The following is a 6,264-nucleotide window of genomic DNA, read 5'->3' as shown; positions in this document are numbered from 1 at the left end:
TAGCGCGGGGGCCGCGAGGACTCCGCACACCGTCATCAGGTAGGTCAGCTGGTTGGGCGTGACCTTGGTGTTCACCAGGTGGCGGTCCACACGCAGCGAGACCTCGCGCATGTAGAGCCGGCCCATCCAGTGCTCACCGCTGCGGCGGTCCTTCACCCCGGCGGGGTGGACGACCGGGCGCAGCTCAGCTACCGATGGCTTTTGCATAGTCGGCGTAGGCGTCCCTGATCTGGTCGGCGGACAGGTCGAGGTGTTCGAGGATCGTGTAGCGGCCCGGCCGGGTCTGCGGAGCGAAGAGCACGGCGTCCACGAGGTCCTGGTCGCTGTAGCCCATCTCCTGCGCGAGGACCGGAAGGCCGTGCCGACGCAGCGTCGCGACCATCTCCTTCGCGGTGTCGTGGTCGCCCCGCAGGTACGTGGCGAACGCACCGCCGAACCCGCACTGCTCCCCGTGCTGCGCGTTGCGCTTGGGGAAGAGCAGATCGAAGGCGTGGCAGATCTCGTGGCAGGCGCCCGAGGCGGGCCGCGAGTCACCGGCGACGGACATCGCGAGACCGCACATCACCAGCGACTCGGCGAGCACGCTCAGGAAGTCGTCGTCGCCGATGCCGCCGGGGTGGCGCAGCACCGCGTGGGCGGCCTGGCGGGCCATGGCGGCGGCCAGGCCGTCGACCTGCTCGCCGTTGACCTGATGCGACAGCTCCCAGTCCGCCACGGCGGAGATCTTGCAGATCACGTCGCCGATGCCGGCCCGGACGAACCGGACCGGAGCGTCGCGGATGACGTCCAGGTCGATGACCACGCCGATCGGGTTCGGCACACCGTACGAACCGCGGCCCGCGTCGTTGTCGAGCGTCGCGACCGGCGAGCACAGGCCGTCGTGCGCGAGGTTGGTGGCGACGGCCACCAGCGGCAGGCCCACGCGGGCCGCCGCGTACTTCGCGCAGTCGACGACCTTGCCGCCGCCCAGGGAGACGACCGCGTCGTAGCGGCCGCCCTTCTTGATCGAGTCGGCGAGCTTGACGGCGCCGTCGATGGTGCCGTCGGCGTCGTCGAACCAGTCCGCCCCGGGGAAGGACGCCTCGAACCGCTCCTTGAGCAACCGGCCGGAGCCGCCGTTGCTGATGGCGAAGGCGAGCTTGCCGGTCGGCGCGATGCGCTGGTCGGTCAGAATCGTGGCCAGATCGTCCAGCGCGCCGGCCCGGATGTCGACGACGACCGGGCTCGGCATCAGCCGGGTCAGTACTGGCACGCGATCTCCCGGGCCTTGGCGAGGTCCTCGTGGTTGTCGATCTCGACCCACGGGACGTCGCCGATCGGGGCGACGTCGACCTTGAAGCCGCGGTTCACGAGCTCCTGGTAGCCGTCCTCGTAGTACAGCTGCGGGTCGCGCTCGTAGGTGGCCTTGAGGGCGTCGGCGAGCGCGTCGGCCGCGTCGCCCTCGATGAGGGTGACACCGATGTACTCGCCCGTGGCCTCGGCCGGCTCCATGAGCTTGGTGATCTTCTGGACGCCCTTGGCGGGGTCCACGACGACCTTCATCTCCTCGTCGCCCAGGTTCTTCACCGTGTCGAGCGCGAGGATGATCTTCTTGCCGTCGCCGCGGGCGGCGAGCAGGGTCTTCTCGACGGAGACCGGGTGCACGGTGTCGCCGTTGGCGAGGATCACCGTGTGCTTGATGGCGTCGCGGCCGCACCACAGGGAGTAGGCGTTGTTCCACTTCTCGGCGACGTCGTTCTCGATGAGCGTCAGCTTCAGGCCGTACTTCGCCTCCAGCGCCGCCTGGCGCTCGTAGACGACCTCCTTGCGGTAGCCGACGATGATGCCGACCTCCGTGAGGCCGATCTCGGCGAAGTTCTTGAGGGTGAGGTCGAGGACGGAGAGCTCGTTGTCGGTCCCCTCGCCCACGACGGGCACCAGCGCCTTGGGAAGCGTCTCGGTGTAGGGACGGAGCCGGCTGCCGGCGCCGGCGGCCAGGACGAGGCCGATCATGCGGGTTCTCCTTCATCGTGTACGGCGGGTGCACCCCGGCGGGCGGAGGCGACCCAGAAGCTGATGCTCTCGGCGAGCACCACGAGTGCCACGAACACGGCGCAGACCGTGAGCGCGACGGTGAAATCTGTGTTGCCGAGCAGTGCGGCCAGCACGGCGACCACCAGCGTCCGGCCGTCGTGACCGCCGGTCGCCCGCACCAGCCACTGGGGCGGCGCGCCGGTGCCGCCGCGGATGCGGTACACCGTGTCGTAGTGATGGTAGGCGACCGCCGCCACCAGTCCGAAAGCCGCGGGCAGGGCGCCGTTCACGTCCGCGCGGGCCGCGAGGACCAGGATCGTGAGGTACTCGGAGGCCCGGAACACCGGGGGAACGAGCCAGTCGAGGGCGCCCTTGAGGGGGCGCGCGACGGCCAGTCCGGACGTGACGCAGTACACGGCCGCGGCGACCACGGGCCAGACGCTGCCGAAGTCCGTGAGCGCGCTCACGGTGACGACCGCCACGCCGCCGAGCGCGGCGACGACGGGGGCCGCGGCACTCCTGCCGGTCCGGGCGACCGCCCGGGCGATCGGGCCGGAGTCGGCCAGGTCGGCGAGGGCCTCGGCGGCCCGGTCCGTGCGGTGGGCGCGGCGGGTCAGCGAGCGCAGGACGCGGCCCGCGGTCGTGTAGCAGGCGGCGAGAGCGCAGCCGATCAGGAGCATGTAGAAGGTGATGCGCGGGGTGGTGAACGCGGTGAACAGCGCGATGAGCGCCCAGCGCTCGCCGATCGGCAGCACGATCATGCGGCGCACCCAGACCGTCCAGCCGACGCTGTCGAGCTTGTCGGAGAGGGCGGCGGTGGGGCTGGTGTTGGCCGTGGCGTCGTGGTTCGCCTCGTTGAAGGAGAAGTCGACGACGTGCCGGCAGGTCTGCAGGACCATCGCGCCGAGCGCGAGCGCCCACACGTCGTCACCGCCGCCGGACGCGCGGGCCGCGCCGAGCGCGAGCCCCGCGTAGTAGGCGTACTCCTTGGCGCGGTCGAACGTGGCGTCGAGCCAGGCGCCCAGCGTCGAGTACTGCAGCGAGTAGCGGGCGAGCTGCCCGTCGGTGCAGTCCAGGACGAAGGAGAAGAGGAGCAGCACGCCCGCGGCGACGAAGCCGATCCGGGTGCCGGTGGCCGCGCAGCCCGCCGCGATCAGCGCGGTGAGCAGGGAGGCGGTCGTGACCTGGTTCGGGGTCAGGCCGCGCCGTGCGCACCAGCGCGCGATGTAGCGGGAGTACGGGCTGATGCAGTACGTGGTGAAGAAGCCGTCCCTGGCCTTGACCGCGGTGCGCAGCCTGATCGCCTCGTCGTCGACGGCGGCGACGGACTGGCGGACCTCGTTCCTGGCCTGCGGGTCGGCGGGCACGGCGGCGACGAGCTCACCCAGCTCGGGGCGGTGCACGTCGGTTCCGGCGGCCGCCAGCCGGTCCGCCACGGCGTCGGGGACGGTCCCGGCCTCCTTGACGGCCTCCTCGAGCGCCGGGCGGGCCGCCGGCTGCGCGGTGACGGCGCCGGGGATCGCGGACGCGGGGAAGCGCGGGTCGGTGAGGCCGAGGCGCAGGGCGTGGACATGGCCCACGAAGCCCGCGTCGACGACCGCGACGCGCTGGTCCCCGGGCACACCGGCGAGCGCCGCTGCGGCGTCCGCCGGGTCGGGGACCGGTCGTACGTCGAAGCCGAGGGCCCGCAGATCGCCCTCGAGGGACGAGCCGGGCACCGGCTGACCGGTGACGATGGCGGTCGACAGACGAACTCACTCCTCGGTGCCGGCACGCGGGCGCGCCGAAGTCTCCTGCACGATGGGGGCACCCTGGAGGACCCTGCGGAGCGGGGTCGGCCGGGCGGCATGTCGGCAGAGGTTATCGGATGACGACAAGCGGACGTTCACCGCCCGTTTACGCCCCGATCGGCCCCTGTCCGTCGCGGTCTGCGCAGGCGTCGCCGGGGTCCGGCGGGCCACGGGCCGCCCGTTCATCATTGTCGATCAAGTGCCCGGGCCACAAACCCCGCCCTTACGGGGGCCCGCTTAGGGTGGTGCGCCATGACGTGGCTGATCACCGGCGGAGCCGGATACATCGGGGCACATGTGGCACGGGCCATGGCGGACGCGGGCGAGCGCGTGGTCGTCGTGGACGACGTGACGACGGGGGTGCCGGACCGGCTGCCGGCGGACGTCCCGCTGGTGCGGGGCTCGGCCCTCGACGCGGACCTGGTGCGCCGGGTGTGCGCCGGGCACGAGGTGACCGGTGTGGTGCACCTCGCGGCGCACAAGCAGGTCGGGCAGTCCGTGGAGCAGCCCGAGCGCTACTACCGGGACAACGTGGGCGGCCTCGCGACACTGCTCGAGACGGTCGCCGCGGCGGGTGCGCGCCGCTTCGTGTTCTCGTCGTCGGCTGCGGTGTACGGCAATCCGGACACGGGCCTGATCACGGAGTCGACGCCCTGCGCGCCGGTGAACCCGTACGGCGAGACGAAGCTGGCGGGCGAGTGGCTGGTGCGGGCGGCCGGGCAGGCGCACGGCATGGCCACGACCTGCCTGCGCTATTTCAACGTGGCGGGCGCGGCGGAGCCCGCCCTCGCGGACACCGGCGTCTTCAACGTGATCCCGATGGTCTTCGACCGCCTCACCCGCGGCGAGGCCCCGCGCATCTTCGGTGACGACTACCCGACCCCTGACGGCACCTGCATCCGGGACTACGTGCACGTCGCGGACCTCGCCGAGGCGCATCTGGCGGCCGCGCGGCGGCTCTCCCGCCCGGACGTGAGCGGCGATCTGACGGTGAACATCGGCACCGGCCGGGGCGCGTCCGTGCGCGAGCTGGTCGACGTCATCGCCGACGTCACCGGGATCGGCACGCCCGCGCTGGTCGAGCCGCGCCGCCCCGGGGACGCCCCGCGCGCGGTCGGCGCCACCGCGCTGGCCGAGAAGGAGCTCGGCTGGAGCGCCACGCGCTCGGTGCGGGACATGATCGTCTCTGCGTGGGAGGGCTGGTGCCTGCGGCATCCGGAGGCATCCGCGACGTGATCGCGCACCGCGCTGACCTGCGGACATGCCAGAGCATTTCCGCAGGTCAGAGCACATGACAACGGTGTTCACCGCCATGTTTGCAGATACCCCCTCCCCGTAGTTGACTGGAGTGCGCCGCCCGGACCGGGGCGGCGCACGGATCCGGACGGAGGGCGGTTTCGATGGGTGTCGGGCACAGCCACGACCACGGGCACGCGCACGGCCCCACGACGGGGACGGCGGCGGCGGCCCACCGCGGTCGGCTGCGTGTCGCCCTGGGGATCACCCTGACCGTGATGGTGGTGGAGATCGTCGGCGGCGTCGTCGCCGACTCCCTGGCCCTCGTCGCCGACGCCGCCCACATGGCCACGGACGCGCTCGGCCTCGGCATGGCCCTGCTCGCCATCCACTTCGCGAACCGCCCCGCGAGCGACCAGCGCACGTTCGGCTACGCCCGCGCGGAGATCCTGGCCGCGCTCGCGAACTGCCTGCTGCTCCTCGGCGTCGGCGGATACGTGCTCTACGAGGCGGTCCAGCGCTTCGTGGAGCCCGCGGACACGGCGGGCGGCCTGACGGTCGTGTTCGGCCTGATCGGCCTCGTGGCCAACATGATCTCGCTGTCGCTGCTGGTCAAGGGCCAGCAGGAGTCGCTGAACGTCCGGGGCGCGTTCCTGGAGGTCGCCGCGGACGCGCTGGGCTCGGTCGCGGTGCTGATCTCCGCCGCGGTGATCATCACCACCGGCTGGCAGCCCGCGGACCCGATCGCCTCGCTGGTGATCGGCCTGATGATCGTCCCCCGCACGGTCAAGCTGCTGCGCGAGACGCTCAACGTGCTGCTCGAGTCCGCCCCCAAAGGCGTCGACATGGCGCAGGTACGGGCGCACATCACCGCCCTGCCGGGCGTCGAGGACGTGCACGACCTGCACGCCTGGACGATCACCTCGGGCATGCCGGTGCTCTCCGCGCACGTCGTGGTCAGCCAGGACGTGCTGAGCGCCATCGGCAACGAGAAGATGCTGCACGAGCTGCAGGGCTGCCTCGGCGACCACTTCGACGTCGAGCACTGCACGTTCCAGCTGGAGCCCAGCGGTCACGCCGAGCACGAGGCGCGGCTCTGCCACTGAGCGTGTTAGATTGTCGGACATTCCTCAGGAGGTGGGTTGATGACTGTCGTCGCGGTGACCGCTGCCGTGCGCAGCGACAGGTGCATCCCCACTCTCCGGGTCACCGGCTGATTCGTTCC

General features: G+C 71.8%; 5 protein-coding genes and 1 pseudogene. 2 read left to right on the top strand and 4 right to left on the bottom strand.

Features of this window, described 5'->3' with window-relative positions:
* From GTW43_RS31150 to GTW43_RS31135, 4 genes and pseudogenes are all read right to left on the bottom strand, one after another.
* A pseudogene (locus tag GTW43_RS31150) lies at nt 1–207 on the bottom strand (CDP-alcohol phosphatidyltransferase family protein); the annotation flags it as partial.
* Nucleotides 185–1,252: an iron-containing alcohol dehydrogenase family protein gene (locus GTW43_RS31145; RefSeq protein WP_161302860.1), complete on the bottom strand. Its 1,068-nt coding sequence runs from the start codon at nt 1,250–1,252 to the stop codon at nt 185–187. The pseudogene GTW43_RS31150 and the gene GTW43_RS31145, both read right to left, overlap by 23 nt.
* Nucleotides 1,240–1,992 carry a phosphocholine cytidylyltransferase family protein gene (locus tag GTW43_RS31140; RefSeq protein WP_161302861.1) on the bottom strand — a complete coding sequence of 251 codons (753 nt, stop codon included), beginning with the start codon at nt 1,990–1,992 and terminating at the stop codon, nt 1,240–1,242. The genes GTW43_RS31145 and GTW43_RS31140 overlap by 13 nt, the downstream gene beginning before the upstream one ends.
* Nucleotides 1,989–3,761 (bottom strand): DUF5941 domain-containing protein, encoded by a 1,773-nt coding sequence (locus GTW43_RS31135; RefSeq protein ID WP_161302864.1) that lies wholly within the window; start codon nt 3,759–3,761, stop codon nt 1,989–1,991. Before GTW43_RS31135 ends, GTW43_RS31140 begins: the two co-directional genes overlap by 4 nt.
* Nucleotides 3,762–4,055: 294 nt before the next feature.
* Between GTW43_RS31135 and galE the strand changes: the two genes are divergently transcribed.
* Together galE and GTW43_RS31125 are read left to right on the top strand one after the other, a co-directional pair.
* Complete coding sequence (gene galE, locus GTW43_RS31130) at nt 4,056–5,039, top strand: UDP-glucose 4-epimerase GalE (RefSeq protein WP_161302862.1); 984 nt, start codon at nt 4,056–4,058, stop codon at nt 5,037–5,039.
* 164 nt (nt 5,040–5,203) lie between these two features.
* Nucleotides 5,204–6,145 carry a cation diffusion facilitator family transporter gene (locus GTW43_RS31125; RefSeq protein ID WP_161305324.1) on the top strand — a complete coding sequence of 314 codons (942 nt, stop codon included), beginning with the start codon at nt 5,204–5,206 and terminating at the stop codon, nt 6,143–6,145.
* Nucleotides 6,146–6,264: the final 119 nt, after the last annotated feature.

Source organism: Streptomyces sp. SID5785 (genome assembly GCF_009870065.1).
Classification (GTDB): domain Bacteria; phylum Actinomycetota; class Actinomycetes; order Streptomycetales; family Streptomycetaceae; genus Streptomyces.
Note: the sequence above shows the minus strand (reverse complement) of the source record. Positions and strands in the feature narration are given on the sequence as shown.